Annotated in this window: 22 protein-coding genes; 13 read left to right on the forward strand and 9 right to left on the reverse strand. The window is 71.3% G+C overall.

The features are described 5' to 3' along the window. Window positions 1-30 precede the first annotated feature (30 nt). On the forward strand, window positions 31-675 hold the full coding sequence (locus OO70_RS16140; RefSeq protein WP_043670626.1) for a peptide deformylase: 645 nt from the start codon (window positions 31-33) through the stop codon (window positions 673-675). Window positions 676-713: 38 nt separating this feature from the next. Here the strand turns inward: OO70_RS16140 and OO70_RS16145 are convergent, their stop codons facing one another. After that, window positions 714-2,144 carry a dihydrolipoyl dehydrogenase family protein gene (locus tag OO70_RS16145; protein WP_043670629.1) on the reverse strand — a complete coding sequence of 477 codons (1,431 nt, stop codon included), beginning with the start codon at window positions 2,142-2,144 and terminating at the stop codon, window positions 714-716. 123 nt (window positions 2,145-2,267) lie between these two features. On the opposite strand from OO70_RS16145, the gene trxA reads away from it, so the two are divergent. Further along, entirely contained in the window at window positions 2,268-2,657 is a 390-nt protein-coding gene (gene trxA, locus OO70_RS16150) for a thioredoxin (RefSeq protein WP_043670632.1), read from the forward strand. Window positions 2,658-2,678: 21 nt separating this feature from the next. On the opposite strand, the gene OO70_RS16155 is transcribed toward trxA, so the two are convergent. Then, entirely contained in the window at window positions 2,679-4,115 is a 1,437-nt protein-coding gene (locus OO70_RS16155; RefSeq protein ID WP_043672553.1) for a benzaldehyde dehydrogenase, read from the reverse strand. 543 nt (window positions 4,116-4,658) lie between these two features. Next, the gene (locus OO70_RS16160; RefSeq protein ID WP_078651458.1) at window positions 4,659-5,693 is read right to left on the reverse strand and encodes a LacI family DNA-binding transcriptional regulator; all 1,035 of its coding nucleotides are present in this window, start codon (window positions 5,691-5,693) and stop codon (window positions 4,659-4,661) included. A gap of 142 nt (window positions 5,694-5,835) precedes the next feature. Between OO70_RS16160 and OO70_RS16165 the strand changes: the two genes are divergently transcribed. Then, window positions 5,836-6,507, forward strand: coding sequence for a TetR/AcrR family transcriptional regulator (locus tag OO70_RS16165; RefSeq protein ID WP_043670639.1), 672 nt, complete (start codon window positions 5,836-5,838; stop codon window positions 6,505-6,507). Between the two features lie 35 nt (window positions 6,508-6,542). Further along, the gene (locus OO70_RS16170) at window positions 6,543-7,679 is read left to right on the forward strand and encodes an FAD-dependent oxidoreductase (protein WP_043670642.1); all 1,137 of its coding nucleotides are present in this window, start codon (window positions 6,543-6,545) and stop codon (window positions 7,677-7,679) included. A gap of 7 nt (window positions 7,680-7,686) precedes the next feature. Here the strand turns inward: OO70_RS16170 and OO70_RS16175 are convergent, their stop codons facing one another. Further along, entirely contained in the window at window positions 7,687-8,367 is a 681-nt protein-coding gene (locus tag OO70_RS16175) for a TetR/AcrR family transcriptional regulator (RefSeq protein WP_199827325.1), read from the reverse strand. Between the two features lie 105 nt (window positions 8,368-8,472). Between OO70_RS16175 and OO70_RS16180 the strand changes: the two genes are divergently transcribed. Continuing rightward, window positions 8,473-9,036, forward strand: a complete 564-nt coding sequence (locus OO70_RS16180) for an NAD(P)H-dependent oxidoreductase (RefSeq protein ID WP_043670647.1) — start codon at window positions 8,473-8,475, stop codon at window positions 9,034-9,036. Between the two features lie 57 nt (window positions 9,037-9,093). On the opposite strand, the gene OO70_RS16185 is transcribed toward OO70_RS16180, so the two are convergent. Together OO70_RS16185 and OO70_RS16190 are read right to left on the reverse strand one after the other, a co-directional pair. Further along, entirely contained in the window at window positions 9,094-9,975 is an 882-nt protein-coding gene (locus tag OO70_RS16185; protein ID WP_043672555.1) for an LLM class F420-dependent oxidoreductase, read from the reverse strand. 87 nt (window positions 9,976-10,062) lie between these two features. After that, window positions 10,063-11,028, reverse strand: coding sequence for a TerC family protein (locus OO70_RS16190; protein ID WP_043670652.1), 966 nt, complete (start codon window positions 11,026-11,028; stop codon window positions 10,063-10,065). A 243-nt stretch (window positions 11,029-11,271) separates the two neighbouring features. Here OO70_RS16190 and OO70_RS16195 point away from each other — a divergent pair, with 243 nt between their 5' ends. The 3 genes from OO70_RS16195 to OO70_RS16205 all read left to right on the forward strand — a co-directional run bounded on the left by OO70_RS16195 (window position 11,272) and on the right by OO70_RS16205 (window position 15,517). Then, complete coding sequence (locus tag OO70_RS16195; protein WP_043670654.1) at window positions 11,272-12,246, forward strand: alpha/beta hydrolase; 975 nt, start codon at window positions 11,272-11,274, stop codon at window positions 12,244-12,246. A 603-nt stretch (window positions 12,247-12,849) separates the two neighbouring features. After that, window positions 12,850-13,950, forward strand: coding sequence for a helix-turn-helix domain-containing protein (locus OO70_RS16200; RefSeq protein WP_043670657.1), 1,101 nt, complete (start codon window positions 12,850-12,852; stop codon window positions 13,948-13,950). A gap of 226 nt (window positions 13,951-14,176) precedes the next feature. After that, on the forward strand, window positions 14,177-15,517 hold the full coding sequence (locus tag OO70_RS16205; protein ID WP_043670660.1) for a jacalin-like lectin: 1,341 nt from the start codon (window positions 14,177-14,179) through the stop codon (window positions 15,515-15,517). A gap of 78 nt (window positions 15,518-15,595) precedes the next feature. Here the strand turns inward: OO70_RS16205 and OO70_RS16210 are convergent, their stop codons facing one another. Beyond that, window positions 15,596-16,591, reverse strand: a complete 996-nt coding sequence (locus OO70_RS16210) for an Lrp/AsnC family transcriptional regulator (protein ID WP_043670663.1) — start codon at window positions 16,589-16,591, stop codon at window positions 15,596-15,598. Between the two features lie 141 nt (window positions 16,592-16,732). On the opposite strand from OO70_RS16210, the gene OO70_RS16215 reads away from it, so the two are divergent. Then, window positions 16,733-18,355 (forward strand): MFS transporter, encoded by a 1,623-nt coding sequence (locus OO70_RS16215; protein WP_051741280.1) that lies wholly within the window; start codon window positions 16,733-16,735, stop codon window positions 18,353-18,355. A 68-nt stretch (window positions 18,356-18,423) separates the two neighbouring features. Here OO70_RS16215 and OO70_RS16220 read toward each other — a convergent pair whose 3' ends face one another. After that, on the reverse strand, window positions 18,424-19,386 hold the full coding sequence (locus OO70_RS16220) for an SMP-30/gluconolactonase/LRE family protein (protein ID WP_051741282.1): 963 nt from the start codon (window positions 19,384-19,386) through the stop codon (window positions 18,424-18,426). A 336-nt stretch (window positions 19,387-19,722) separates the two neighbouring features. Between OO70_RS16220 and OO70_RS16225 the strand changes: the two genes are divergently transcribed. Genes OO70_RS16225 through OO70_RS16235 form a run of 3 tightly spaced genes read left to right on the forward strand, consistent with a single transcriptional unit; the run spans window position 19,723 to window position 23,353 of the window. After that, complete coding sequence (locus OO70_RS16225; RefSeq protein WP_199827326.1) at window positions 19,723-21,069, forward strand: flavin-containing monooxygenase; 1,347 nt, start codon at window positions 19,723-19,725, stop codon at window positions 21,067-21,069. Continuing rightward, entirely contained in the window at window positions 21,066-21,944 is an 879-nt protein-coding gene (locus tag OO70_RS16230; RefSeq protein WP_043670665.1) for an SDR family NAD(P)-dependent oxidoreductase, read from the forward strand. The genes OO70_RS16225 and OO70_RS16230 overlap by 4 nt, the downstream gene beginning before the upstream one ends. After that, the gene (locus tag OO70_RS16235) at window positions 21,941-23,353 is read left to right on the forward strand and encodes an aldehyde dehydrogenase family protein (RefSeq protein WP_051741284.1); all 1,413 of its coding nucleotides are present in this window, start codon (window positions 21,941-21,943) and stop codon (window positions 23,351-23,353) included. Before OO70_RS16230 ends, OO70_RS16235 begins: the two co-directional genes overlap by 4 nt. Before the next feature lie 5 nt (window positions 23,354-23,358). On the opposite strand, the gene OO70_RS16240 is transcribed toward OO70_RS16235, so the two are convergent. Further along, on the reverse strand, window positions 23,359-24,438 hold the full coding sequence (locus OO70_RS16240) for an AraC family transcriptional regulator (RefSeq protein ID WP_043670668.1): 1,080 nt from the start codon (window positions 24,436-24,438) through the stop codon (window positions 23,359-23,361). Between the two features lie 132 nt (window positions 24,439-24,570). Between OO70_RS16240 and OO70_RS16245 the strand changes: the two genes are divergently transcribed. After that, window positions 24,571-25,749 carry an MFS transporter gene (locus tag OO70_RS16245; RefSeq protein ID WP_078651427.1) on the forward strand — a complete coding sequence of 393 codons (1,179 nt, stop codon included), beginning with the start codon at window positions 24,571-24,573 and terminating at the stop codon, window positions 25,747-25,749. Window positions 25,750-25,778: the final 29 nt, after the last annotated feature.

Raw genomic sequence — 25,778 nt, forward strand, 5'->3', positions numbered from 1 at the left:
TCGGGCCGAAGGCCATGGCATCCTGGCGCGATGGCACTTCCCAGTGATCACGCGCCCTTGGCCGAACGGGTCGAGGAACTCCTCGCCGCCGGCGGTCCGTTGCCCATCGTCTCGGCCGGTGACCCGGTGTTGCGGCGCGGTACCGAGCCGTTCGAGGGCCAGTTGGAGCCGGCGCTGCTGGCGCGGTTCGTCGAAGCGCTGCGCGCGACCATGCACGCGGCACCGGGCGTGGGCGTCGCGGCCCCACAGGTCGGGGTGGAGCTGCGGATCGCGGTGATCGAGGATCCGGCGCCGGTGCCGGACGAGGTGCGGGTGGTGCGCGGGCGGGTGCCGCAGCCGTTCCGGGTGCTGGTCAATCCGGCGTACGAGCCGGTCGGTGAGGGGCGGGCCGCGTTCTTCGAGGGCTGCCTGAGCGTGCCGGGCTGGCAGGCGGTGGTCGCGCGGCACGCCTCGGTGCGGCTGACCGGGCAGGACGAGCACGGGCGGGCGGTGGACGAGGTGTTCACCGGGTGGCCCGCGCGGATCGTGCAGCACGAGACGGACCACCTCGACGGGCTGCTCTATCTCGACCGGGCGGAACTGCGCTCCCTGTCCTCGAACGAGGCGATGGCGGAGCGCTGGGCGCAGCCGACGCCGGACGAGGCATCGGCCGCGCTCGGCTTCGAGCTGCCGTAGGGAATCGGCTGCCAACTGCCGTAGGGCGGCAGGGGTGTTCAGCCCCGGTAGGCCTCCAGCAGGCGGAGCCAGACCTCGCTGATCGTCGGGTACGACGGGACCGCGTGCCAGAGGCGGTTGATGGGGACCTGGCCGGCGACCGCGATGGTCGCCGAGTGGATCAGTTCGCCCACGCCGGGGCCGACGAAGGTGACTCCGCGCAGGATCTCCTCGTCGAGGTCGACGATCATGCGGGCGCGGCCACGGTAGCCGTCGGCGTAGAGGCCGGCGCCTGCGACCGAGGAGAACTCGACGTCGACGGCGCGGACGCGGTGGCCGGCCTGTTCCGCCTCTGCGAGGGAGAGGCCGACGGCGGCTGCCTCGGGGTCGGTGAAGACGACCTGGGGTACGGCGTCGTGGTCGGCGGTGGCCGCGTGGGCGCCCCACGGGTCGGTCTCCAGGAGCGGGACGCCTTCGGCGCGGGCGGCGATCGCGGCACCCGCGATGCGTGCCTGGTACTTGCCCTGGTGGGTGAGGAGGGCGCGGTGGTTGACGTCGCCGACCGCGTACAGCCAGTCGTTGTGGGGGACGCGCAGGGTGTCGTCCACCGTCAGCCAGGAGCCCGGTTCCAGGCCGATCGTGTCGAGGCCGATGTCGTCGGTCTGCGGAGCGCGTCCGGTGGCGAAGAGGATCTCGTCGGCCTCGATGCGGTCGCCGCTGTCGGTGACGGCGACGACCGTGCCGTTCTCGCGGGTCACCGACGTAACGGACGTGCCGGTGCGGAGGTCGACGCCGGCCTCGCTGAGCGCGTCGGCGACGAGTTCGCCGGCGAAGGGCTCCATGCGGGGCAGCAGGCCCTTGCCGCGGACGAGGAGGGTGACCCGGGAGCCCAACGCCTGCCAGGCGGTGGCCATTTCGACGGCGACGACCCCGCCGCCGACCACGATCAGCCGGCCGGGCGCGGCCTTGGCGCTGGTGGCCTCGCGGCTGGTCCAGGGCTTCACGTCGGCGAGTGCGGGCAGGTCGGGGAGGAGGGCGCGGGTGCCGGTGCAGACCGCGACCGCGTGCCGGGCCGTGAGGACGTGCCGTACGCCGTCGGGGCCCGTCACCGTCACCTTGCGGGGGCCGTCGAGGCGGCCCTGGCCGCGGTAGAGGTCGGCGCCGATGCCGTCGAGCCAGCGGACCTGGCCGTCGTCCTTCCAGCCCGAGGCCTCGTAGTCGCGGTGGGCGAGGACCGCGGCGGTGTCGAGCGGGCCCTGGACGAGATGGCCGAGGCCGGGCACGCGGCGGGCGTCGGCGCGGGCTATCACCGGGCGCAGCAGGGCCTTGCTGGGCATACAGGCCCAGTACGAACACTCGCCGCCGATGAGTTCGCTCTCCACGATCGCGGTGGAGAGACCGGCCGCACGGGTGCGGTCGGCGACGTTCTCCCCCACGGGCCCGGCCCCGACCACCACGACGTCGTACTCGATGGATTCCGTTTCCGTCATGGGGCCAGTCTGCTGGGTGGTGTGCGCGGAGGCCACACGGGTAGGGGCGCGGAATACGGGCCCGGACGGCCGTGTTGTCCGGGACGGCTTCGCCCCCACATCGAGGAAGTAGGGAATCACGTCATGAGCAGCAGCACCGTGGAGCTCACCAAGGAGAACTTCGACCAGACGGTCACGGACAACGACTTCGTCCTGATCGACTTCTGGGCGTCCTGGTGCGGGCCGTGCCGTCAGTTCGCCCCGGTCTACGAGAAGGCCGCCGAGGACAACCCGGACCTCGTCTTCGGCAAGATCGACACCGAGGCCCAGCCCGAGCTGGCACAGGCCTTCGGCATCCAGTCGATCCCCACGCTGATGATCGTCCGCGACCGCGTCGCCGTGTTCGCCCAGCCCGGCGCGCTGCCGGAGGCCGCCCTGACGGACGTCATCGGCCAGGCCCGCAAGCTCGACATGGACGAGGTCCGCAAGTCGGTCGCCGAGCAGCAGGCACAGGCAGAGCAGAGCGGTCAGTAAGCACCGCCGGTCGAAGAATCCCTAGAACGGGTACGTCGCCACGTCTCCGCGCACCGTCGTCCAGCGCACGTCGGTGAAGGCCTCCAGGTTGGCCTCGCCGCCGAAGCGGGCGCCGGTGCCGGACGCGGCGATCCCGCCGAAGGGCGCCACGGCCTCGTCGTTCACGGTCTGGTCGTTGATGTGGACGATCCCGGTCGGGATGCGTTCCGCCAGATCCAGGCCGCGGGCGCTGTCGCGCGTGACGATGCCGAGCGAGAGTCCGTACGGTCCGGTGGTGGCCAGCGCCGCCGCCTCGTCGACGGTGGCGAAGGACCGTACCGGCGCCACCGGGCCGAAGACCTCCTCCGCATAGGCGGGGGTGTTGTCGTCGACGCCGGCGATGACGGTCGGCCGGTAGAAGAGATCCTCGTGGGTGCCACCGGCCGCCAGCCTGGCGCCACTTGACGTACTTGCCTCCACCAGGCCGTGGATCTTGGCCAGTTGGGCGCCGTCGATGATCGGGCCGAGGTGCACCTGTGCGCGGTGCGGGTCGCCGACGGCCAGGGAGTCGGCCTTGGCGGCGAGACGTTCGACGTACTCGTCGTAGAGCGACTCGTGGACGAGATGGCGGCCGGTCGTCATGCAGATCTGGCCCTGGTGGAAGAACGAGCCCCAGGCCGCCGTGGAGATCACCGCGTCCAGGTCGGCGTCCGCCAGCACGATCAGGGCCGAGTTCCCGCCCAACTCCAGGTGCGCGCGCTTGAGATGGCGCCCCGCCGCCTCACCGACCGCGCGTCCGGCGGCAGTTGAGCCGGTGAAGGAGATGACGGGCACCTGCGGGTCGGCGACCAGTGCCGCTCCCACCTCGGGGCCGCCGGGCAGGACTTGGAGGAGTTCGTCGGGCAGGCCCGCCTCCGCGAAGACCGCCGCAAGGGCCAGTCCCCCGCACACCGCCGTGCGCGGATCCGGCTTGAGGACCACCCCGTTGCCGAGCGCGAGCGCCGGGGCGACCGAGCGGATGGAGAGGATCAGCGGAGCGTTGAACGGCGCGATCACGCCGACGACTCCGACCGGGATGCGCCGGGTGTACGACAGCCTGGGCGCCTCGGAGGGGAGGACCTGTCCGGCAGGGCGGGAGGCGAGCGCGGCTGCCTCGTAGCACTCCTGGGCGGCGACGTGCAGTTCGAAGTCCGCCTTGCCGGGGATCGATCCGGACTCCCTGACGATCCACTCGCGCAGTTCCTCGGCGTGCGCGGCGAACAGGTCGCCGGCCTTGCGCAGCACGCCGGCGCGGACGAAGTGCGGGACGCGTGCCCACTCTGCCTGCGCGGTACGGGCCGCCTGCGCGGCGGGGCGTATGTCCTCGGCGGCGGCGAGTGTGACGGTACCGAGGGTGTCGCCCGTGGCGGGCTCGGTGACCGGGTACTCGGGGCCCGACAGGGGGCGGGACTGCCAGATCTTGGGGTCGAGCAAAGGCATGGCGGCTCTCCGTTCCGTCACCGGCGGGACTCGCAGGGGCAGCGGGAGTCCCGTGTCGTTCGCGTGACGGGATGCGGTGATCCGGCGCAGACGTCCGAACTGCATCCGTGGTCGAACGCATCCCCGTCTGGTTGAGCGTGCAACATCCTAGTCGTGCCAGGAGGGAAATGCGCTGCCTACAACGGGCGGGAGCGGCAACTCCGGGCACTGGTACAGGAGTTGCACGGCGCCGGTGCGATGCCGGTCGGCGAGGGCCCGGAGCAGGGCGCGAACGTCGGAACCCGGCGAGAGCGAGCCCTGTGGCTCATCGGCTCAGGGACGCAACTCCGCGTCGGGGCAACGGTATTGGCGCGAACCGGTCCGCACGACAGGGCCCGGTCGGTGTCGATCGCGAAGCGCGGTGGACCCCGGCCGGGTCCAGCACGCTCTCGGTCCCGCCCCGGCGTCGAACCGATCGGCGGGGCCGCGGGCGCGCCCGGTGTCGACCGTGCCCTGCTCCGCCGTCCCGGCGCGGGGCACAACTCCACCGCCCTCAGGCCCCGTTCAGCTGGAATCGCGGTGGATCACCGACGCCGCGAGCAGTTCGTGCGTGCCGGGCAGCGCGCCGGGTTCGCGTACCGCGCTGTCGACCAGGTCGGCGAGGTCGCGGCCGGACGGGAGCTGGATGTGGACGGTGCTCAGGCGGGGTCGTAGCAGCCGGCCGATCATCAGGTCGTCGGCGCCGATCACGGCCGTGTCCTCGGGGATGCGGATGCCTTCGTCCTGGAGGGCACGCATCAGCAGCATCGCGTACTCGTCGTTGTACGCGAACACGGCGTCGAGGCCGAGGGCGCGCCAGCGCGAGGCGAGCTTGGCGGCGCTCTCCTCGCTGTACGCGAGCGGGAGTTCGGTGACCGTGGCGTCCGTGTCGAGCAGGGCGCGGCGCACGCCGTCGAGGCGGGGGCGGGAGAAGGTCTCCAGGCCGGGTTCCTCGGGCACGACCACGCCGATCCGGCGCCGGCCGCGGCCGTGGAGATGCGTGCCCGCGCAGTGGCCGACGCCCTCGTGGTCCATGAGCAGGGCGTGGGCGCCCTCGATCCGCTCGGGGCCGATGGTGAGAACGGCCCGCGCGCCGGAGCGTTTGAGGACGGCGACGCCCTGCGGACCGAGCCCGGCGCCGGGCACCAGGACGGCCACCGGGCGGAGTTCGGCCCAGGCGCGGGCGGCCTCGTCACCCTGCAAACCCATGGAACCGTGCTGCACGACCGTGTAGTCGAGGCGACTGAGCGCCCACTGGAGTTCGTGGATGAACTGGCTGTAGAGCAGCCCGACCGGGACGGTCGGCGCCGGCATCAGCACCATCCGGCTGTGCCCGGCGCGCAGGCTGCGGGCAGCCGCGTGCGGGACGTACCCGAGCTCCTTGGCGGCCTCGTGGACACGGCGACGCGTGGGCTCGCTGATCCGTACAGCGCTGGTGTTGTTGAGGACGTAGGAGACGGTCGCGCGTGAGACGCCGGCAAGGCGGGCCACATCGGCGCTCGTGGGCACGGAGCGCGGTGCGGGCGACGGGGCTGCGGGCGTTTTCGGTATCTGCACCATGACGTACGGCATCTTGGCAGAAGCCGGGGGTGGTCAGTGCGGCGGGGGAACGGTCGTCACGATGACACAACATGGTCCAGAATTTCACGAACGTGTTCGTCACGAACTTGCTCGGAGCGAACATGTTCGCTATCATAGAGACATGACAGCTCGCCCCGACACCCCGCGCAGCCGCCGTGAACGACCGGCCAAACCCGCCCTGAGCAGGGAGGGAATCGTCGCCGCCGCGGTGGCGGTACTGCGCGCCGAAGGTCTGCAGAAGGTCACCATGCGGCGCCTGGCCCAGGAGCTCGACACCGGTCCGGCCTCGCTGTACGTGTACGTGCGCAACACCGCGGAGCTGCACGCGGCGGTCCTGGACGAGCTGCTCGGCACGATCGGGCCCGTCCCGGCCGAGGGCTCCTGGCGCGAACGGCTGGAGCAGGTGCTCACCGCGTACACCGCGATGCTCTTCGAGCACCCGAGCCTCGCCCGTTCGGCACTGACGGCCTGGCCCAGCGGCCCGCACTACCTGAACCTGATCGAGAACCTGCTGGCCCTGCTCGACGAGGGAGGCGTCCCACCCGCGCAGGCCGCGTGGGGCGTGGACCTGCTGCTCCAGCAGGCCACGGCGACGGCCGCCGAACACTCGGCCGGGGACACCCAGGACGACTGGGACGCCCTCACCGACGCCCTGCGCAACGTCTCCGACCGGACCCACCCGCACATCGCCGCACGCTCCGACGACCTGCTCTCGGGGGCGCCCATGGCCCGCCTGTCCTGGCGATTCCAGGCACTGATCACCGGGATCGAGCGCACCGCCGTACCCGACTGACACCCCAACTCCCGTCCCTTTCAAGGAGGTTCACCATGACCACCACCCACCACCCCCTCGCGATCATCGGCGGCGGACTCGGCGGGCTCACACTCGCCCGGGTCCTGCACGTGAACGGCATCGAGGCCGCCGTCTTCGACCTGGACGCCTCCCCCGCAGCCCGCACCCAGGGCGGCATGCTCGACATCCACGAGGACTCGGGCCAGCCGGCACTGCGTGCGGCCGGCCTCTACGAGGAGTTCCGCGCGCTGGTCAACCCGGGCGGCGAGGCCACCCGCGTCCTCGACAAGGCCGGCACGGTCCTGCTGGACGATCCCGACGACGGCACCGGCGCGCGTCCCGAGGTCGACCGCGGTCAACTGCGCGATCTGCTGCTCGGCTCCCTGCCCGAGGGCACCGTCCGCTGGGGTGCGAAGGTGACCGGCGCCCGCCCGCTGGACGGCGGCCGCCACGAGGTGACACTCGCGGACGGCACCTCCTTCACCACCGATCTGCTGATCGGCGCCGACGGCGCCTGGTCCAAGGTGCGGCCTCTGCTCTCGGACGCGAAGCCCGCGTACACCGGCATCTCGTTCGTCGAGGTGGACCTGCCGGACGCCGACCTGCGGCATCCCGTCAGCGCCGAGGTCGTCGGCGACGGCATGCTGATGGCGCTCGGCGCGGGCAAGGGCTTCCTGGGTCACCGGGAGACCGACGGGAGCCTGCACATCTACGTGGCGCTCGCCGTCCCCGAGGACGAGTTCGACGGCGTCGACTTCACGGACACCGAGGCGGCGAAGGCGTACACCCTCGGGCACTTCTCCGACTGGGACAAGAGCCTGCGGTCGCTGCTCGGCGACGCGGACGGGCCGTTGGTCCCGCGGCAGATCCACGCCCTGCCGATCGGGCACCGCTGGGAGCGGGTGCCCGGGGTCACACTGCTGGGCGACGCGGCCCATCTGATGTCGCCGTTCGCGGGCGTGGGCGCCAACCTGGCGATGTTCGACGGGGCGGAACTGGGCCTGGCGCTGGCCGCGCACCCCGGCGACACCGAGGCCGCGCTGGCCGCCTACGAGGAGAAGCTGTTCCCGCGCAGCGAGGAGTCGGCCGCGGACTCGGCGGCGAACGGGGTCCTGATGTTCCGTGAAGACGCCCCGCAGGGCATGCTCGACATGTTCGCCTCCTTCGGCTGAGCGGAACTCAGCAGGGCGACGGCGTACGGGTCACGCGGGCCACGAGGTCGACCCAGCCGGCCTCCAGCCGCTCCATGGGCATCCCACACTGCCTGGTCAGATGGTTGATCAGGGCAGGGTCGAGATACGCCATGAGCGTCTGGGAGAGCAGTTCGCAGTCGGCGTCCGGCAGGATCTGCCGGAGCAGCACCATGACGTGGGTGCGCAGCGCCTGGAGCGCGGAGTGGGCGAACCGTCGGGTGGGCTCCGGCTGTGCGGCCAGTTGCAGGTCCAGCTGCTCCGCCGAGCGGTACAGGACCGCCACACCGAACGCCCGCAGCCGCTCGACCGGCGGGGCTCCGGGGCCCAGCGGCGGGGGGCCGCCGAGGAAGTCGGCCTGGAGCGTCTGCGCGGAGTGGTCGAGCAGCGCCATCAGCAGGCCGGTGCGGTCGCCGAAGCGGCGGAAGACGGTCCCTTTGCCGACCTCGGCGGCGGCGGCCACCGCCTCCATGGTGACGCCGGCCACCCCGTGCTCCGCGATCAGCCGGGCGGCGGCCTCCAGCAGCTTCGCGCGGTTGCGGGCCGCGTCGGCGCGCAGGCACGGCTCGTCGGTGAAGGAGCGGACCTCCAGCAACCGGGGTTCGCTTATGGACTCCTCGGGCTTCGGAAAGGGCGGCAGCGCGCTGGACATGAAGACAGCGTAAAGCACCGGGAACAAAACTGGACCGCGGTCCGCTTAGGCTGGTACAACTTTTAAACGGACCTCGGTCCGGATCGTAACGGCAGTGTTTCAGCCCCCCTCTTGGAGTCCCCCATGTCTGTTCGTATCCTCGCGCTCGTCGGCAGCCTGCGTGCCGGCTCGCACAACCGCCAGCTCGCCGAGGCCGCCGTGAAGTTCGCGCCCGAGGGCGCCGACATCGAGATCTTCGAGGGTCTCGCCGACATCCCGTTCTACAACGAGGACATCGACGTCGAGGGCAACGTCCCGGCCGCCGCCGCCAAGCTGCGTGCCGCCGCCGGTGCCGCGGACGGGTTCCTCTTCTTCTCCCCCGAGTACAACGGCACCATCCCGGCCGTCCTGAAGAACGCCATCGACTGGCTGTCCCGCCCCTACGGCGCCAGCGGCTTCGGCGGCAAGCCGGTCGTCGTGGTCGGCACCGCTTACGGCCAGTTCGGCGGCGTGTGGGCGCAGGACGAGGCCCGCAAGGCCGTGGGCATCGCCGGCGGCAAGGTGATCGAGGAGCTCAAGCTCTCGATCCCCAGCTCCGTGGTCCGCTTCGCCGAGACCCACCCGTCCGACGACGCCGAGGTCGTCGCCCAGCTGACCGAGGTCCTCTCCCAGCTGAAGGGCCACGCGGGCGAGGCCGTCGCCGCCTGATCCAGGCACCCGTACGCACAAGGGGCCGGAGTCCACAGGGACTCCGGCCCTTTCGCGTCAGTCCAGTTCGGCCAGGCGCGGTACCGCCGGCGCCACGAACCGCTCGATCCACTCGGCCGGTTCGCCGGTGCGCGGGCCCAGGATCACCGTGTCGATGCCCAGCTTCGTGAAGCCGGTGATCTCCCGCAGGAAGGCGTCGGTGTCCCCCGTGGTGACGGACTCGCCGGTGTGGACGATCGTCTTGCGGATACGGTCGTAGTCGCGCCCCAGCCTGTCGCAGTGCCCGCGCAGCACGTCGAGCTTGTGCCGCAGCTCGTCCGGCGACGACACGATCAGGTTGCAGGCGTCGGCGTACTGGGCGACCAGGCGCAGCGTCTTCTTCTCGCCACCGCCGCCGATCATGATCTCGGGGTGCGGGCTACTGACCGGCGCGGGCACGCACAGGGTCTCGGCGAGCCGGTAGTGCTTGCCCTCGAAGGGGCCGTTCGCCTCCGGGTTCCACATCTGCAGACAGATCCGCAGGGTCTCCTCCAGCCGCTCGAAACGCTCCGCGACCGGCGGGTAGGCCACACCGAGACCGTGGTGCTCACGGTCGTACCAGGCCGCCCCGATGCCGAGCGTGGCCCGGCCGCCGGAGAGCACGTCGAGCGTCGTGGCGATCTTCGCGAGCAGGCCCGGATTCCGGTACGTCACCCCGGTCACCAGCGCGCCGAGCCGGACCGTGGAGGTGTTGCCGGCCAGGAAGCCGAGCGTCGTGTAGGCCTCCAGCATGGCGTCCTCGGCGCCGCCGTTGAACTCCATCTGGAAGTAGTGGTCCATCACCGAGAGCCAGCTGACGCCCGCCGCCTCGGCCGCGGCGCCCGCCGAGGCCAGCTCGGGCCCGACCGCCGCCGGCCCTCCGGGATGGTTGAACCGGTTGATGTGCACGCCGACCCGCATGTCCGACTCCGTTTCACAGTTCGCCCGGACCTTCATCGTCCCTCGTGACGGTAGGTCTTCGAGCGCTCTCGAAGTCAACCTCCGCGCCTACGACTTGACGGCGGTCTCCTCGTCGGCCGCCCTCGTCGCCCACAGGCTGGTGAACGTGGTCACCGCCAGGACCAGCACGATGAAGCCGAGGGAGAAGGGGATGGAGATCTCCGGGACGTGCACACCGGACTCGTGCAGGGCGTGCAGCACCAGTTTGACGCCGATGAAGCCGAGGATGATCGACAGGCCGTAGCTGAGGTGGACCAGCTTCTTCAGCAGGCCGCCGATGAGGAAGTACAGCTGGCGCAGGCCCATCAGCGCGAAGGCGTTGGCGGTGAAAACGATGTACGGGTCCTGGGTGAGGCCGTAGATCGCGGGGATGGAGTCGAGGGCGAAGAGCACGTCGGTGGAGCCGATGGCGAGCATCACGACCAGCATCGGGGTCATCATGCGCTTGCCGTTCTCCGTGATGAACAGCTTGGTGCCGTGGTAGCGGTCGGCCACGCCGAAGCGGCGCTCGGCGATCTTGAGCAGCTTGTTCTCCTCGTACTCCTCCTCGTGTCCGCCCTTGCGGGCGTCCTGGACCAGCTTCCAGGCGGTCCAGATCAGGAAGGCGCCGAAGAGGTAGAACACCCAGGAGAACGTCGAGATGATGGCGGCACCGGCCGCGATGAAGCCCGCGCGCAGCACCAGGGCGACGAGCACGCCGACCATCAGGACCCGCTGCTGGTACTGGGAGGGCACCGCGAACTTGCCCATGATCAGCACGAAGACGAAGAGGTTGTCGACGCTGAGCGACTTCTCCGTGATGTACCCGGCGAAGAACTCCCCGGTCGGCCCGCTCCCGCCGTAGAGAAGCAGCCCCAGCCCGAACAGACAGGCCAGCACGACCCAGACCACGGTCCAGATGCCGGCTTCCTTGATGGACACGTCATGGGGCTTGCGACCGACGAGGAAGTCGACGCCGACGAGGGCGCACAGGGCGGCGATCGTCAGCAGCCAGGTGGTCAGGGAGATGTTCACGGGTGGTGCTCCTGGTACATGAATTGGCACATGAGGTGATACAGGCGGTGCTCGGCAAGGGTTCTGACATCGTTGTCTGCGCGGGAGATCCCTTCCACGTCCCGCGAGTGAACAACAGGTAACGGCCCGACAAGGCACCCGCCGTACGGCGGAGAGGTTCCGCCGTACGGCGGTGGGCGGATCGGGGGTAGGCGCGCGGAGTATGGCCGTACGAGCCGCCGCGCCCAGCGTCAGGAGAAGCGCATGACTTCCGCCCCGCCCCCGTTCGACCCCGAACTCGCCGCCGCACTGGAGTTGATCAAGGAGTTCATCTCGCCCGGGATGTCGCTGGAGGACATCGAGGAGATCCGCCGGGGCCCGGGGATCACGCAGTTGGCCGAGGTGGATCTGACCCTGGACGGCGCCTTCTCCATCGAGGACCGGGAGGTGGCGGGACCGGTCGGCGATCCCGACATCTCCCTGCTGATCTGCCGCCCGACCGCACCCGCGACGGCCGGACCACTCCCCGTCATTTATCACGTGCACGGCGGCGGCATGGTGCTCGGCGACAACCGGGTCGGCGTGAGCGGGGCACTGGAGTACGCGCGGGAGCTGGACGCGGTGGTGGTGTCGGTGGAGTACCGGCTGGCGCCCGAGCATCCGCATCCCGCGCCGATCGAGGACGTGTACGCCGGTCTGCTGTGGACGGCGGAGCACGCGAAGGAGATCGGCGGCGACGCGGAGCGGATCGTCATCATGGGCGCGAGCGCCGGCGGCGGACTGTCCGCCGCGCTGGCTCTGCTCACCCGGGACCGGGGCGGCCCGCGACCCATCGGACAGCTCCTCCTGTGCCCGATGCTCGACGACCGCAACGACACCCCGTCCGCACATCAGATGGTCGGCATCGGCGTCTGGGACCGCACGGCCAACGAGACCGGCTGGACCGCCCTCCTCGGCGACCGCCGCGGCGGCCCCGACGTGTCGCCCTACGCCGCACCGGCCCGCGCGCAGGACCTGACCGGCCTGCCCCCGGCCTTCCTCGACGTCGGCTCGGCGGAGACCTTCCGCGACGAGGTCGTCACCTATGCGTCCCGCCTCTGGCAGGCGGGCGGCATCGCCGAACTCCACGTCTGGCCCGGCGGCTTCCACGGCTTCGACGGCTTCGCCCCGCAGGCGGCTGTTTCGCAGGCGGCGCGGGCTGCGCATGTGAGCTGGTTGCGGCGGTTGTTGGCGGCGTAAGGGGGGCGGCTTCCGTACGATGCCGGGGGGCCGCCGGGGCGGGCGAGTGCGACCGGTGTCTGCTGTCGGCGCGCGGGCGGGGTGGCGGGTCGTCTCCGCCGGCGCCGGCGATTCGCCCTGCGGCGGTTCCGGCCCAGCCCCGCCCCGCGTACAGCACAACGGTTCAGGCCGCTTCCCCGCGATGCCGGGACCCCGGAGGCAGGGACGACCGGGACCCGCTCCATGCACGCGTACCGTGTCGGGTCGTCCCCGTCGGCACCGGCCGGTTGGCCGTGCTGCAGTGCAGGGCGCCCCCGCCCCACCCTCGCGTACAGCGCCCTCGATCGCACGGGCACAAGCCGTTCAGACCGCTTCCCCACGAAGCCGAGGCCCCACGGGCAAGAACGATCGGAGTCCGCCACCTGCACACGTACCGCGGCCGGACGTTCCCCTCCGCGCCGGTGGCTCGCGTTGCTCGGTGTCCGGGAACGGGAGGGCGTGTTCCGTCCGGGAGCCTCCACGCGCCGCCTCAGCACGTCCTCGCCCGGCCCCCGCGTCCCGCGCCGTCGACGGAACCTTGTCCGCAGGCTCCTGCACACCCGTTCCATGGCGCACCATGGGCATATGAAAGAGCTGGCCGGGCGCCTGACCGCGCTGGATCCGGACGCCGGTGCCGCCGTGCGGGTCATCGGGTACTTCGATCGGCTCGCCGAGTCGCGGGCCGGGCTCGAGGCGCTGGTGCGCGGGGCGGCGGTGCTGGCCGGGTGTGCGGCGCGGCTGGTCGACGCCGAGCGGCGGGTGCGGGTGCGGGTCGAGGCGGACGGTACGCGCAGGGACAGCGAGTCGCCGCCGGATCCCGCCTGGCCGTCCGCCGCACTGACCCCGGGCGGGGCTTCGGCGCTGTGGCTGGAGCGAACGGCGGAGGCGGCGCCCAGTGTCGTCGACGCGGTGATCCTGGAGCGCGCGGCCGGTGCCGTACGACTCGTGCTCGACCGCACCCGGGGCCGGGTTCCCGCCCACGACCCGGAGCTGGTCGAGACGCTGCTCGACGCCACGGCCCCCGAGACGGCCCGGCTGCACGCGGCCCGCCGCCTCGGCCTCGACACGGCCGACCCCGCTACCCGGGCCCGTGTCGTCGTCCCGCTCGACGGGTCACCCCGGATAGTCGTCGCCCCCCGGGACACCGGTACGTCCGGGAGCGGGCGGCACGTGTCACCCGCCCAGCACCCGGACGGCGATCCGCAGACAACTCCGGTGCACACGGCCCCGGTTCACCTCGGCGACGAACCGCCCGTCGGACGGCTGGGCGTCGGCCCCGCCGTCCCGGTACTGGACCTGCCCCGCTCCTGGGCCGCCGCCCGCACCGCCCTCCGCTTCACCGCCGACGGAACCGCGCAGGACCCCGGCCCACGTGTCGTGCACGCCGACGAACTCGGCGGCATCGCCCTCCTCGCCGAACTGGTCGCACCGGGTGCCGAACCGCCGTCCGACGTCCACGACTTGGAAGCGGCGGCGGCGAACGCGCCCTGGCTGCTGGCCACTCTGAACGCCGTCGCCGCCACCACGAGCCTGCGCGCGGCGGCCGCGGAGATCAACGTCCACCACTCCACCCTCCAGGACCGGTTGACCCACGCGGAGTCCCTGCTGGGCTGGCCGGTACGCACCCCGCAGGGCCGGCTGCGGCTGCAACTGGCGCTGACGATGCGGCATCTGGCGCGGCCGTAGCGGGGCCGGCCGGCGGGGTGGATGCCCCCTGCCCCCATTCCTGTGGACCGTATCCCCCCGCACCGTCAACAAACGGGCGGGCAACGGGACTTGGCCATCTCCGCGTCACACGGAATTCCTGATTCGGTGCGGCCGGAGGGGAGTCATAGCAAGCGCTTGTCGCTACATTTTGACATGACCGCCGCATCACCCTCCCCCTCTGTCACTCCGCAGGAGGCACTTCCCCATGCGCAGACTTCTCGCCTGTCTGGCGGCCGCTGCCGCGGCCCTGGGCGGGATCACGGTGGCCGCCGCGACGCCGGCCGCCGCCGCAACGTCGGGCAGCTTCAGCGTGCTCACGTACAACGTCGCCGGGCTGCCGGAGTCGTTGTCCAGCGCCTCGACGCCGCGGGACACGAGCACCACCGCGATCGGCACGCGCATCGCCCCGTACGACATCGTGAACGTGCAGGAGGACTTCAACTACCACGCCTACCTGTACTCCACCGACACCCACCCCTACCGCACCGCGACCAGCGGCGGCGCCGGTATCGGCAGCGGGCTCAACACGGTCTCCAACTACGCCTGGGACGGCGACGACTTCGAGCGGGTCGGCTGGAACTCCTGCCAGATCGACTCGGGCGACTGCCTGACCCCCAAGGGCTTCACGTTCATGCGCGAGCGTCTCTCCGAGGGCGTGTACGTCGACTTCTACAACCTGCACACCAACGCGGGTACGAACGACGGCGACGAGGCCTCCCGCGCGGACAACCTGAGCCAGCTGACCTCGTTCATCAGCACCCACTCGGCGGGCAACGCCGTCGTGGTCATGGGTGACACGAACACCCGCTACACCCGCTCCGCCGACACGATCGCGGAGTTCGCCTCGGCCAACGGGCTCACCGACGCCTGGGTCAAGCTGATCCGCGGCGGCGTGGCGCCGGTCAAGGGCAGCGACGCGCTGGTGTGCGACCAGACCGGGGCCACCGTGCCCAACACCTGCGAGGTCGTGGACAAGGTCCTCTACCGCAGCAGCAAGCTGGTGACGCTCAACGCGACGTCGTACAACAACGAGCACGCGAAGTTCCTCACCTCGGACGGGCTGATGCTCTCCGACCACGACCCGATCACGGTCGGCTTCACCTGGTCGCAGAACGCGGACTTCCAGCTCAGCGAGCAGTTCGGCGGCCCGCACGGCGACTACTACCAGGACATCGACAGCGTCCCGGCCGCCGCCCGCGCCACCAAGATCTCGCTGCGCTCCGGCTCCCGTGTCGACCAGGTCGGCATCACCCTCGCCAACGGAACCACGCTCACCCACGGCGGGACCGGCGGCACCGCGTCCTCGCTGACGCTGGGCAGCGGCGAGTACGTGACGACGGCGTACCTGTGCGAGAGCAAGTACAACGACACCACGCGGATCTTCTACGCCAAGTTCACCACCAACCTGGGCAACACCCTGGCCGGTGGCACCACCACCTCGGACTGCGTGACCCGCACCGCCCCGTCCGGCTGGCAGATCGCCGGCTTCCACGGACGTTCCGGCGACGAGGTGGACAAGGTCGGCTTCATCTACACGAAGCGCTGACGCACCGCCGTACAAGCACCGCATGACCTACGGCCGGATCACATGCCCTCGCGTGTGGTCCGGCCTGGTGCGTCCGGCCTAGGCAAAGGCCGGGGGCACCAGCCGCCCGCGTGAGATGAGCGAGGTGGCCTGCTTCAAACGGTGGACGTGGATGCTCACGCCGTAGCCGTCGATGCCGGGGACAGTGGCGACCTTGGTGGTCAGATAGCGGTACAGGTCCTCCGTGTCGCGGCAGATGACGACGGCCATCACGTTGGAGTCGCCGCTGATGGCGGCGGCGAAGGCGACCTCGTCGTGGCCCGCGAGTTCCTCGCCGACACCTTCGAGGCGGGCCGGGGCGACGCGCAGCCACAGGGTCGTGTTGAGCGCGAACCCGAGGCGCGCGGCGAGCAGTTCGACGTCGTAGATGAGGGCACCCGAGCTCTCCAGGGCGTCGAGGCGGCGGGCCACGCGGGCCGTGGACCAGCCGGTGACGTCGGCGAGTTGGGTGTGGGTGGCGCGCCCGTCCTCCGCGAGCGCGCCGAGCAGCGGGGTGTCCTCGTCGGTGAGGCGCACGGGTGGTCCGGTGGGAGCGGCAGGCCGGTCGCCCACGACGTGTCGTACCTGATCGGGCGTGAGGTTGCCGCCGTAGCCCGTCCAGTCGCTTCTGCCGTGCGCGCCGAAGGGATGGATGAGCAGGTCGATGCTCACGTCCAACACCGATGCCGATCTGGGCAGTTGGCGGAGCAGGACGTCGTCGCGCGGCACGTGCACCGGCGCGCTGATGACACAGATGATCTCCGAACCGCCGGACGCGAGGCCCGCGTAGGCGATGTCGGGCCGTCGGGTGAGCGCGTCGGCGAGCGGGCCGACCCGGTCGGGGCGGCAGCGGATCCGGGCCACCCAGCGCGCGTCGCCGTGGACGGCGGGGTCGACCAAGCCGACGACCCGCATCACTCCGGCCCGGCGCAGGGCGTGGAAGCGGCGGGCGGCGGTCTGCTCCGAGACCCCGGCCACCTCGCCGATCAGCCGGAACGAGGCGCGCGGTGCGCACTGCAGTGCGCGGAGGATTTTCCCGTCGACTTCGTCTGTCATGAGGGAAGTCTGACATCCAGAGTGTCACCGATAGAGGTTTCTGGCCGCTTCCCGGTCGTGCGTTGGTGATTGTCCATGGCGGAGCTGATCCTGGGGCGCATGCCCGTTCGAGGGCAGCGCATTCCAGAAGGAGAGTTCCCCGTGAACGTCACGACCCCGGCGAGCGGGCGGCCCGAGCGGCGGGCGGCCACCCTCGTCATGGCCTGCCTCGGCGTCTTCGTCGCCTACTTGCCGGTGACCACGGTCGCCGTGAGCCTGCCCGCGATCCAGGCGGCGCTGAACGCGTCGACCGCCCAACTGTCCTGGGTCCAGGACGCGTTCGTCCTGCCCATGGCCGCGTTCATCCTGACCGCCGGCGTCTTCGGCGATGTACACGGACGCAAGAAGGTGTTCCAGGCGGGCCTGCTGTTCGCCGCCGCCGGTGCCGCCGTGGCGCTGTCCGCGCAGTCGGTGCAGGTCCTGTGGATCGGCCAGGCCCTCGCCGGTCTCGGCGCGGCGACCCTGCTGCCCACCACCCTGGCGCTGATCAGCCACGCGGTGCCGGATCACCGGGAGCGCGGCAAGTTCATCGGCCTGTGGGCGACCGCTCTCATGGCCGCGCTGGCCGTCGGCCCGCTGATCGCCGGAGTCATCCTCGACCACACCTCCTGGCGCTGGATCTACCTGCTGTCCGTCCCCGTCCCGCTCATCGCGTTGGGCTTCGCCGCCCGACTGCTCCCCGACTCACGCGCCCCGCACGGCCGCAGGCTGGACTGGCCCGGCCAGCTCACCGCCACCCTCTCCATCACCGCACTCGTCTACGGCGTGATCGAGGGCGGCGCCGGTTCCTTCACGGACGTCAAGGTCATGGTGGCGCTGTTCACGGCGGTGGCCGGAGGGATCGCGTTCGTGCTCGCCGAACGGCGCAGCGACAGCCCGATGCTGGATCTGACGCTGTTCCGCAGCCCGGCGTTCACCGCCACCACGCTGGTCGCGATGATCACCTTCCTGGCGCTGATCGGCTTCTTCTTCCTGCTCAGCCTGTACTTCGGTCTGGTGCAGCAGCTCGACACACTGCAGGCGGCCTGGCGGCTGCTCATGGTCACCGCGGCGGCGATCGTGGTCGGCCAGCCGGTGGGGCGGCTCATGCACCGGGTGTCCCCGCGCATCCTGATCACCGGTGGGCTGCTCGTGATCTCCGGCGCGCTGTTCTCGCTGACCGGCGTCGACGTCGGCACCTCGTTCGCGTCCATCGCCTGGCGGCTGGCGCTCCTGGGCCTGGGCATCGGGACCGTCCTGACGCCGATGACCGCGACCGCCGTGGCCTCCGTGCCGTATCAGCAGGCGGGAATGGCCGCGGCCGGCAACAACGCGTTCCGGCAGGTCGGCGGCGCGCTCGGCCCGGCCGTCCTGGGCGCCCTGCTCACCACCAGGGCGCTCGACACCCTGCCCGGCCACCTCACCGACGCCGGGGTGACGGGCGCGACACAGCGCGGCATCGTCTCCACCGCCGACGCCGGCGGTCTGGGCGCCGTCGCCCACATGAACCTCGGCGCGAACACCGGGCGCGCGCTGGGTGCGTTGGGCGACTCGTTCCTCGACGGCATGCGCCTGTGCCTGTTCGTGGCCGGGTCGCTGACGCTCCTCGCCGCCCTGGTGTGCGTACTGCTGCTCCGCCCACGACAGGCGTCTTCGTCTACGACAGCTGCGGTGGCCGGCGGGAACACCGCCGAGGCCGCGACGGCGGCCGTCGTAACGGCGGGTGATCCGACGCCGAACCGCTGAACCACCCACGGGCGGGACTCCGAAGGGGCACCTTGCACGCCCCTCTCGGAGACCCGCCCCCCGTCACATCAGATGGAGACGGCGACGGCGGTGAACGTCGTGTCCGGCGTCTGCGGGCTGGTGAAGCGGGCGTTGACGAGATACAGCCGGTTCCCGAAACGGGCGGCGGTCGTCGGGACGTCGAAGCGCGGGTCGGTGATCGTACTGCGCAGGGTCGCCGTGGTGACCTCGGAGTCGAGGTCGAACACACTGATCCGGTTCAGCCGGTTCTGGACGACGTACAGCGTGCGGCCGATCCGGAACAGACCGTCCCCGTTGGCCACGTCCGATGCGCCGCTCAGGGCGATCTCGGTGGCGTGGCCCGTCTTGAGGGACACGCGGTAGAGCTTGCCGGGTGTGCTGCTGACGACGATGAGGCTGTGCCCGTCGGGGGTGCCGACGATGCCGTTCGCGTTGTTCACGCCGGGTGTCTGCACCCAGTCGCCGGTGAGCGGCAGGGCGGCGACCTCGCCCGTACGGCCTCGGGGCACGCCGTAGAGCACCGCGTCGAGGGAGTCGGTGAACCAGGCGCGGTCGCCGAGCAGGGTGACGTCGTTGATGAAGTGCCCGGTGGCGGCTGTGAGTTGATAGGTCGTCAGCACCTCACCGGTGCGGGAGTCCACGACCCTCGCGGCTCCGGTGCTGCCCGCGACGTACAACAGGCCGTCGTGGTCCAGCTTCAGCCCGACGGAGACCAGGCCGGTGGCGCCCTCGGACAGGATCTTGCCCTCGCCGGTGCGCAGGTCGGTGCGGTAGATGGCGCCGTTGGCACGGGAGCCCATGTAGGCGTACGGCCGACTGCCGATGGCTATGCCCTCGGGGAGGAAGCCGTTGGGCAGTGCGAACTCGGTCGGCCAACTCGCCTCGCCTGTGGACGAGTTGGCGCTTGCCGTGCCGGTGCCGACCGTCACGGCGAGGGCGGTCAGGGCGGCGCCGCCGAGCAGGGCACGCCGGGTGGGATGGGGGTGTGCGTGGGGGTGGATCCGGGTCATCGTTCGGGCCTCCGGGGACAAGTGGGGTGAGCGGGGGCGGGGCGGGCGGTGGGGCGGACTCGGTGACTCAGTGACTTGGTGACTTGGTGACTGGTCGGCCCTGTGGCTCGGGTGAAGCGTTCGTCAACTCCACCCCAAGGCTCTGTCTCCGCGTAACGGTCCGTCACTTCCCGGAGTTCCCATCCGCTCCACCTGCCCCACCTTCAACCGGCGCGGCCCCGACGCCCCCGGCCGCTGAGGTCCGGTCCCTGGCCGCGCGGGTCAGTTCCCGCAGCTCAGCAAGTACGTACGTTTCCTGCACCACCCGTGGAACGGGACGAAAGAGGAGGCAGGCTCGTGACGGAAAGCCAGTTGGACACGTGTGTGATCGGGGCGGGGCCTGCCGGGCTGGCCGTCGCCCGAGCCCTGGCGGAGCGGAACCTGCCGTACACGCATCTGGAGCGGCACACCGGGCCCGGCGGTATCTGGGACATCGAGAATCCCGGCACCCCGATGTACGAGTCGGCCCACTTCATCTCCAGCAGGACCCTGTCGGGCTTCGGCGGTTTCCCGATGCCGGACCACTTCGCGGACTACCCGCCGCACCGGCAGATCCTGTCGTACCTGCGCTCCTTCGCCGACGCCTACGGGCTCACGGACCGGATCGAGTTCGGTGTCGGGGTCGAGAGCGTCGAGAAGAACGCGGACGGCACCTGGACGGTCGTCCGGGCCGACGGGCGGGAGAGCCTGCACGGGCAGGTCGTGGTGTGCACGGGCTCGCAGTGGCACCCCAACACCCCTGACATTCCTGGAAAGTTCGGCGGTGAGGTCCGGCATACCGTCGGCTATCGCAGCGCCGAGGAACTGCGGGGCAAGCGCGTGCTGGTCGTGGGTGCGGGGAACTCCGGGTGTGACATCGCGTGCGACGCGGCCCGGACGGCGGACCGCGCGGTGATCAGCATGCGGCGCGGTTACTGGTTCATTCCGAAGCATCTCTTCGGGCGGCCGGTGGACACCATCGCCAACAGCGGTCCGCATCTGCCGATGTGGCTGGCGCAGCGCGTCTTCGGTGGACTGCTGCGGATCGTCAACGGCGATCCGACACGCCTGGGGCTGCAGAAGCCGGACCACAAGCTCTTCGAGACCCACCCGGCGATCAACTCGATGCTGATCCACCATCTCCAGCACGGCGACATCACCGCCAGGCCCGGCATCGCCCGCGCCGAGGGCAGTACCGTGCACTTCACGGACGGCACGAGCGACGACTTCGATCTGATCCTGCTGGCCACGGGCTACGTCCACAAAGTCCCGGTCGCGCAGCGGTACTTCGGCGACGAGCAGCATCCCGACCTGTATCTGTCGTCGTTCTCGCGCGAGCATCTGGGCCTGTTCGGGATCGGGTTCGTGGAGACCAACTCCGGCGCGTACCAACTCTTCGACACGCAGGCGCAGTTGATCGCCGGGTATTTGAACGACGCGCGTAACGGGCTGCCCAACGCCGAGCGGTTCACGCAGATGATCCGTGCCGACCGCCCCGATCTGTCCGGCGGGCTGACGTTCGTCGCCTCGCCCCGTCACACCGGCTATGTCGACAGCGGGGCGTTCGTGAAGTACATCGGCAAGGTCGCACGGCGGATGGGCTGGCGCACCGAGGGCCAGGCGCCGCCGGTGCGGTCCCCGCGACGCGTGGAGGCGACGGCATGAGGCGGTACGACTTCACCGACAAGGTCATGCTGGTGACCGGCGGCGCGGGCGGCATCGGCAGTGCGCTGTGCCACCGCTTCGCCGCGGGCGGCGCGCGCTGTGTCGTCGTGGACATCGACGAGGTCCGTGCGGAGAAGGTCGCCGCGGAACTGCCCGGCGTCGGACACACGGGTATCGGCTGCGATCTGATGCAACGCGCCGAGTTGGAGCGGCTGTTCGAGCGGGTCGCCGATGTCCACGGCCGTCTCGACGTGCTGGTGAACAACGTGGGCATGACCAGTTCGGAGCGCTTCGACGTCCGCAGCGTGGAGAGCATCGAGCGGGAGATCACCCTCAACCTGACCTCCCCGCTGGTCGCCACCCGGATCGCGATCCCGCTGCTGAAGGCATCCCGGGACGCCCGTGTGGTCACCACGGTCTCCCTCGGCGGGATCTTCCCGCTGGGCGAGACCCCGATCTACACGGCGTCCAAGTTCGGGCTGCGCGGCGCGATGCTCGCCATCGGCCTCGATCTGCGGAGCAAGGGCATCCTGGCCGGGTCGGTGCTGCCCTCGGCGACCGACACCCGGATGCTGCGCCAGGAGGCCGTGGACGGCGGCAACTCCCTGCAGTTCCAGGACCAGCCGCAACAGCCCGCGAACGTCGTCGCGGCTGTGGTGAGTCTCCTCGACAAGCCACGTCTTGAGGCCTACCCCCGGTCCGGCGAGTCTCGGCTGGTGCGGTGCGCGATGCTGGTACCGAACCTGCTGCCCAGGATCTTCCCGCTGTTCCGTAAGCGCGGTGACCGGGGCATGGCCCGCTATCTGGAGGAACTCCGCAGCCGCGGACTGGCCCGACAGACCGACGGGCGCTGGGAGTTGGTGGAGGAGGCATGACCGCGAACGAGACGCTGACCGTCGTCAACCCCGCCACCGGCGAACCGATCATCACCCTCCCCGCCGCGAGCGCCGACGACGTCACCAAGGCCGCCGAGCAGGCCCAACTCACCTACGACACCGGGACTTGGTCGCGTCTGCCCGTCCGGGAACGCGCCGCCGTACTGCTCCGCCTCGCCGACCTGATGCAGCGCGACGCCGAGATCCTCGCCCGGCTGGACAGCGAGGACGCGGGCAAGCCGATCACGGAGTGCCGTACGGGGGACGTGCCGGGCGCGATCGAGTCGATCCGCTGGTTCGCCGAGGCGGCCGACAAGGTCTTCGGCCGGATCGCACCGGCCGGACCCGACGGCCTCGGTCTCGTCACCCGCGAACCGGTCGGTGTCGGCGCGGCGATCCTCCCGTGGAACTACCCCCTGGCGATGGCCAGTTGGAAGATCGGCCCCGCCCTCGCCGCCGGAAACTGCCTGCTGGTCAAACCGGCCGAGGCGACCCCGCGTTCAACCCTGCACCTGTCCGCACTCGCCACCGAGGCCGGCCTGCCCGACGGCGTCCTCACGGTCCTCCCGGGCTACGGCGAGGAAGCCGGCGCGGCCCTCGCCCGCGACCCCCTCGTCCGGGCACTCTCCTTCACCGGCTCCACCGCGACCGGCCGCCGCATCCTCAAGGCCGCCGCCGACAGCAACTTCAAGCGCGTCTCCCTGGAGATGGGCGGCAAGAGCCCCCAGATCCTGATGCCCGACGCGCTCTCCTACGGCGACGAGCTCATCGGCGACATGATCGAGGCCGCGTTCCTCACGATGGGGCAGAACTGCACCGCCGGATCAAGGGTGTTGGTGCACCGCGACATCGCCGAGGAGGTCGTCGAGCGCTTCACGGCCGCCGCGAGGGATCTCGTCATCGGCGATCCGGCCGACCCGCGCACCCAGCAGGGGCCGCTGATCGACCGCGCCGCCTTCGACCGGGTCGCGAACGCCGTCGATGCCGCCCGCGCGGCCGGGGCCCAGATCCACACCGCGGGACTCCCCCACGGGCTGCCTCCGCGCGGCGCCTACTACCCGCCCACGGTGATCACCCGCGCCCCCGCCGAAAGCGCCGTACTCACAAGGGAGTTGTTCGGTCCGGTGGTCACCGTCGAGACCTTCGGCTCGGAGGACGAGGCGGTGCGGATGGCCAACGCCACCGAGTACGGGCTCGCCGCCTCCGTCTGGACCCACGACCTCGACACCGCACTGCGCTTGGCCCGTGGCATCGAGGCGGGCGTGGTCTCCGTCAACTCCTACAGCGAGGGGGACATCACGACCCCCTTCGGCGGCTGGAAGCAGTCCGGGTTCGGCGGCGCGGAGAGGTCGACGAACGCCTTCGACCAGTGGACGCGGGAGAAGACGGTCTGGATCCGCACCCGTTGACCGGATCACTCGCGGTGCGCCGCTGCCCGGAGCAACTGCTCCCGCAACTGGACCGGTGAGGTGCCGTGCCAGCGGCGTACCGCGCGGCGCAGGGCCCGTTCGTCGGAGAATCCCGCCCGGCGGGCGATCTCACGCAACGTCAACTCCGGTCGCAGCAGCAGCTGTTCGACCCGCTCCCGGCGTACTCCCTCGGCCAGTGCCTCGTACGTCGTGCCGCAGTCGGCGAGCCGGCGGCGCAGTGTCCGTTCGCTCGTCGCGTGCCGTCGTGCCTGCTCGCCGAAGGACGGGATCACCGGGAGGCTCTGCGCCACGGACACCTCCAGCACTTCGAGGAGGTCCTGCTGGTCGGTGCGGGAGGCCAGTTGGGCGTCCAGGGTCTCCAGGGTCGAGGCGAACGTCACCGGGTCCCGGCCGGGCATCCGGGTGCGGGCCCACGCGGGGTCGATGACGATGCGGTCGGCCGGGGCGCGGAAGCGGACCGGGCAGCCGAACAGGGCGCCGTAGAGGTCGCGTTGGCGGGGTGGAGGCGAGGAGAACTCCACCACGCGCGGGGCGAAGTCGGGGCCGACGGCCAGCCGGGACAGGGTGACCACGGAGGCGAGCCCCTCCTCGATGAGGAAGGAGGCCACGCTCGGGTCGACGGCGGGGTCGGGGAGGTCGGCGCGCAGGACGAAGGCGCCGTCCTCGTCCACGCACGTCGACCACACGGTCATCGCGCCGGAGAGGTTCTGGTACCTCACACCGGTCTCGATGGCGTGCCGCAGGGTGTCGGCGGCCAGCAGCGCGAAGCCGAGCAGGCCCCACGCGGTCAGGTGCTGCGCGGCGCCGACCTTCAGGCCCAGCCGTTCGTCCCCGGTGAGCTCCACCGCGCGCCGGATCACCGCACTGCCCTGCCGGTACGACACCCGTAGCGCGGCGGACCGCATCAGCGTCTCGTCCAGGCCGACCTGGCCCAGCAGGGGCCGTAGATCGACACCGCGTTCCTCGGCGACGACGACGAGATAGCGCAGGATGTTCGGCTGGATCGTCGCCGACGTGCTGCGGCTGGTCCCGGGCGGGTCCGCCGGGGCGGGGGCAGGGAACATCGCACTCACCTCCTCGTGGGCCACCACCGTAAGCATCCGGACGGCAGCGGTCGCGAAGGGTGGCCGCCGAGGTCCCCTCAACGGCCCCCGGCGTCCTCCATCCGTCCCACGACCGCTGACTACGGTCCGTGCATGTCAGTCAGTACTCCGGGCCGGGCGCAGGTCGGGCACCCCGCCGCCAGAAGAGTGGCGACCCTCGCGTTCGCCGCGCAGGGCGTGTCCGTCGCCGCCGTGTACACGACCGTCCCCGCCGTCACCGAACACCTGCGGCTGTCTCCTCTCGTGACGACCGGCACGCTGGTCGCGGTGGCGCTGACGGCCGGGGTCGGCAGCTTCCTGGGGCTGGCCGCGGTCCGTGTCGCCGGTCCCGTCGCCACGATGCGCGGCGCCCTGCTGACGGCGGCCGTCGCGCTCACGCTGATCGGCTGGGCTCCCGGCCCGCAGACCGCCGTCTGCGCGTACGTCCTCTTCGGCCTCGCGATCGGCGGTCTCGACGTCGGGATCAACACCCGGGCCGCCGCGATCGAACGCGCCTATGGCCGTAGCGTCTTCGGGTCCTTCTACACCGCGTGGAGCGTGGGTGGCGTGTACGCGGCCCTGCTCACCGCAGGGGCGGCCCGGCTGGGGCGGCCGGTGGGCGACGGGCTGGCCGTGCAGGCGGGCATCCTGTTGGTCGTCGCCGTCTGCCTGCGCACGCACGACCTGCCGGCTTCCGTGGAACCGTCGGCGCAGCCGCCGTTGGGGCGCCGGCTGTGGCTGCGGCTGCTCCCCTTCGGGCTGGTGCTTCTCGTCGTCTACGTCGTGGACTCGACCGTGTCCGCCTGGTCGGCGGTGTATCTGCGGCAGACGCTCGGCGCGTCGCTCACGGTGGCGCCGATGGCGTACGCGGCGTACCAGGCCGGTACGGTCGTCGGCCGGGCGGCCGTGGACCGGCTGGTGCAGCGGGTCGGTACCGTCGCCGTCGTCCGCACGGCCGCGCTGTTGGTCGCGGGCGCGCTGGCGGGCGTGGCCGCGGCTCCGAACTGGCCGTTCGCCGTGCTCGCGGCGGGGGTGGTGGGGCTGGGAGCGTCGGTGCTCGGTCCGCTGTGCCTGGCCTCCGCCGCGCGGTTGCGGCCCGCCGCCTCGGAGACGGTCCTGGCCCGGCTGAACCTCTTCAACTACACGGGTGTCGTCACCGGCGGCGCGGTGAGCGGACTCCTCGGTTCCACCGGCGAGTTCCGGGTCGCGTACGCGATACCGGCCGCGCTCGCGATGCTCGTCCTCACCGCTGCCCACCACTTCACGCGGCCGCCGGGGACATCCGAGGCGTAGGAGACAAGCCAGGCGATGGGCGGGATATG

Source organism: Streptomyces xylophagus, assembly GCF_000716435.1.
In the GTDB taxonomy this organism is placed as follows: Bacteria; Actinomycetota; Actinomycetes; order Streptomycetales; family Streptomycetaceae; genus Streptomyces; species Streptomyces xylophagus.

Coding starts and splice junctions, on each gene's coding strand:
- OO70_RS16220 (WP_051741282.1), bottom strand. CDS start 19,386: ATGACCCGGATCCACCCCCACGCACACCCCCATCCCACCCGGCGTGCC.
- OO70_RS16180 (WP_043670647.1), top strand. CDS start 8,473: ATGTCTGTTCGTATCCTCGCGCTCGTCGGCAGCCTGCGTGCCGGCTCG.
- OO70_RS16235 (WP_051741284.1), top strand. CDS start 21,941: ATGACCGCGAACGAGACGCTGACCGTCGTCAACCCCGCCACCGGCGAA.
- OO70_RS16160 (WP_078651458.1), bottom strand. CDS start 5,693: ATGGTGCAGATACCGAAAACGCCCGCAGCCCCGTCGCCCGCACCGCGC.
- OO70_RS16210 (WP_043670663.1), bottom strand. CDS start 16,591: ATGACAGACGAAGTCGACGGGAAAATCCTCCGCGCACTGCAGTGCGCA.
- OO70_RS16200 (WP_043670657.1), top strand. CDS start 12,850: ATGAAAGAGCTGGCCGGGCGCCTGACCGCGCTGGATCCGGACGCCGGT.
- trxA (WP_043670632.1), top strand. CDS start 2,268: ATGAGCAGCAGCACCGTGGAGCTCACCAAGGAGAACTTCGACCAGACG.
- OO70_RS16245 (WP_078651427.1), top strand. CDS start 24,571: ATGTCAGTCAGTACTCCGGGCCGGGCGCAGGTCGGGCACCCCGCCGCC.
- OO70_RS16195 (WP_043670654.1), top strand. CDS start 11,272: ATGACTTCCGCCCCGCCCCCGTTCGACCCCGAACTCGCCGCCGCACTG.
- OO70_RS16170 (WP_043670642.1), top strand. CDS start 6,543: ATGACCACCACCCACCACCCCCTCGCGATCATCGGCGGCGGACTCGGC.
- OO70_RS16205 (WP_043670660.1), top strand. CDS start 14,177: ATGCGCAGACTTCTCGCCTGTCTGGCGGCCGCTGCCGCGGCCCTGGGC.
- OO70_RS16240 (WP_043670668.1), bottom strand. CDS start 24,438: ATGTTCCCTGCCCCCGCCCCGGCGGACCCGCCCGGGACCAGCCGCAGC.
- OO70_RS16230 (WP_043670665.1), top strand. CDS start 21,066: ATGAGGCGGTACGACTTCACCGACAAGGTCATGCTGGTGACCGGCGGC.
- OO70_RS16155 (WP_043672553.1), bottom strand. CDS start 4,115: ATGCCTTTGCTCGACCCCAAGATCTGGCAGTCCCGCCCCCTGTCGGGC.
- OO70_RS16185 (WP_043672555.1), bottom strand. CDS start 9,975: ATGCGGGTCGGCGTGCACATCAACCGGTTCAACCATCCCGGAGGGCCG.
- OO70_RS16165 (WP_043670639.1), top strand. CDS start 5,836: ATGACAGCTCGCCCCGACACCCCGCGCAGCCGCCGTGAACGACCGGCC.
- OO70_RS16145 (WP_043670629.1), bottom strand. CDS start 2,144: ATGACGGAAACGGAATCCATCGAGTACGACGTCGTGGTGGTCGGGGCC.
- OO70_RS16140 (WP_043670626.1), top strand. CDS start 31: ATGGCACTTCCCAGTGATCACGCGCCCTTGGCCGAACGGGTCGAGGAA.